Here is a 2,655-nt window from a genome sequence, read left to right as displayed (position 1 = left end):
GTCTTGGTGCGCTCGGCCTCCGCGGAGGCGCGGGCGTTGGCGTCGGCGTCGCTGGTGGCCACCAGGGCGTACCAGGCGTCGGCGATGTCGCCGTCCTCGTAGCGGCGGCGGGTCCAGGTGATCTCGCCGGACTCGGCCATGGCCTCGACGGACGGCGTCGCGGAAGGGGAGATCAGGGTGACATCGGCACCGGCCGCGACCAGGGCGGGGAGCCTTCGCTGGGCGACCTGCCCACCGCCGATGACGACGACGCGGCGCCCGGCGAGTCGGAGGCCGACGGGGTAGGCGGGGTGCTCGGCGTGCGGGACGTGCTCGGCCATGGCGGTGCGGCTCCTCGGGCGGTGCGATGCGGGAGTGAGGCCGCTGCGACGGTGAAGCGGCTGGTGGGAACGGGTGAGGGTCCTGGCGAACACGATACGGCCCCGGTGCGCGGGGCGGGCCGGACCGTTGCGGAACGGTTGCCTCCGGCGCCTGCGCCGCCGCGCATCCGGTCGTCCACTGCGGACCGGATGCGCGGGCCGGACCCCGGACTACTTCTCCGTGACGCCTGCCGAGTCGAAGGTCGCCACCTCGTGCATCGCCCGGGCGGCGCTCTGGACCACGGGGAGCGCCAGCAGGGCGCCCGTGCCCTCGCCGAGGCGGAGGTCCAGGTCGACCAGGGGGCGCAGACCCAGCTTGTTGAGGGCCGCCACATGGCCGGGCTCCGCGCTGCGGTGGCCCGCGATGCAGGCGGCCAGCGCCTCCGGTGCCACGGCGCGGGCGACCAGGGCCGCCGCGCCCGTGCTGACGCCGTCGAGGATGACCGGGGTCCGCAGGGAGGCGCCGCCGAGGATCAGTCCGACGAGCGCGCAGTGCTCGAGGCCGCCGACGGCCGCCAGGACGCCGATCGGGTCCGCCGGGTCGGGCTGGTGGAGCTCGAGCGCACGGCGGACGACGTCGACCTTGCGGGCGTGCATCTCGTCGTTGATGCCGGTGCCGCGCCCGGTGATCTCCGACGGGTCGGCACCCGTGTAGACGGAGATGAGCGCCGCGGACGCGGTGGTGTTGGCGATGCCCATCTCACCGGTCAGCAGCGCCTTGTTGCCGGCGGCCACCAGGTCGCGGGCGGTCTCGATGCCGACCTCGATGGCGGAGAGGACCTCCTCGCGGGTCAGGGCGGGACCGGTGGTGAAGTCGGCGGTGCCGGGCCGCACCTTGCGCGGCAGCAGACCGGGAGTGGCCGGCAGGTCGGAGGCCACGCCTACGTCGATGACGCAGACCTCGGCGCCGACCTGGTTCGCGAAGGCGTTGCAGACCGCCCCGCCGCCGAGGAAGTTGGCCACCATCTGACCCGTGACCTCCTGCGGCCAGGCGGTGACGCCCTGGGCGTGCACCCCGTGGTCACCGGCGAAGATCGCGACGGCCGCGGGCTCGGGGATCGGCGGCGGGCACATCCGGGAGAGGCCGGAGAGCTGCGCGGAGATGATCTCCAGCATGCCGAGGGCGCCGGAGGGCTTGGTCATCCGCTTCTGGCGTTCCCACGCCTCGCCGAGCGCCTTGGCGTCGAGCGGGCGGATGTTGGTGACGGTCTCCTGCAGCAGGTCGTGCGGCTCCTCGCCGGGCAGCGCACGGCGTCCGTAGGTCTCCTCGTGCACGACCCAGGACAGGGGGCGGCGCTTGGACCAGCCCGCCTGCATCAGCTCGGGCTCCTCCGGGAACTCGTCGACGTACCCCACGCAGAGGTAGGCGACGACCTCGAGGTGCTCGGGCAGGCCGAGCGTGCGCACCATCTCGCGCTCGTCGAAGAAGGAGACCCAGCCGACGCCGAGGCCCTCGGCGCGGGCCGCGAGCCACAGGTTCTCCACGGCCAGGGCGGACGAGTAGGGCGCCATCTGCGGCTGGGTGTGCCGGCCGAGGGTGTGGCGGCCGCCACGAGTGGGGTCGGCGGTGACGACGATGTTCACCGGGGTGTCGAGGATGGCCTCGATCTTCAGTTCCTTGAACTGCTTGGCCCGGCCCTTGGGCAGCGACTTGGCGTACGCCTCGCGCTGGCGCTGCGCCAGTTCGTGCATGGTGCGCCGAGTCTCCGCGGAGCGGATGACGACGAAGTCCCAGGGCTGGGAGTGGCCGACGCTGGGCGCGGTGTGCGCCGCTTCGAGGACCCTCAGCAGGACCTCGTGCGGGATGGGGTCGCTGCGGAAGCCGTTGCGGATGTCGCGGCGTTCGCGCATCACGCGCAGGACGGCCTCGCGTTCGGCGTCGTCGTAGCCGGGTGCGGGGGGCGTCGCGGCGGCGGGCTGCGGCTCGGGCGACTCGCCCTCCTCGGGAGCCTCTGCGGCGGCCGGGGCGGCGTCGTCCGCGACGGACTGCGCCGACGAGTCGGCGTCCGCCGGGGCGGGGGCCTCGTTCACGTCGTCCTGCGGGGCTTCCTCCTGCGGAGCCTCGGCCTCAGGGGCCTGGGCCTGCGGAGCCTGCTCCTGCGGGACTTCGGTCGGAAGGGCTTCGGTCGGAGTGGCTTCGGTCTGAAGGACTTCGGTCCGAGGTGCTTCGGCGGCCGGTGCGGTGGCGGCTTCCTCCGACTGGACGGCCGGGGCGGACACGTCAGCGGGCTCCGGCGCCTCCACGGGCGCCGCAGCGACGTCCGCCGGGGGCTCGCCCGGCTCCGCGGGCGCTGCC

Annotated in this window: 2 protein-coding genes; both read right to left on the bottom strand. The window is 74.4% G+C overall.

The features are described from left to right. Window positions 1–320: precorrin-2 dehydrogenase/sirohydrochlorin ferrochelatase family protein (locus ACWGH4_RS33880; RefSeq protein WP_453467613.1), on the bottom strand; the 320-nt coding region annotated here is incomplete at its 3' end. A 210-nt stretch (window positions 321–530) separates the two neighbouring features. Then, window positions 531–2,655 (bottom strand): nicotinate-nucleotide--dimethylbenzimidazole phosphoribosyltransferase (gene cobT / locus ACWGH4_RS33875; RefSeq protein WP_453467611.1); only part of this gene is annotated, 2,125 nt, incomplete at its 5' end.

This window comes from Streptomyces sp. NPDC054847, from assembly GCF_053610925.1.
This window is presented reverse-complemented; position numbering and strand designations above follow the sequence as displayed.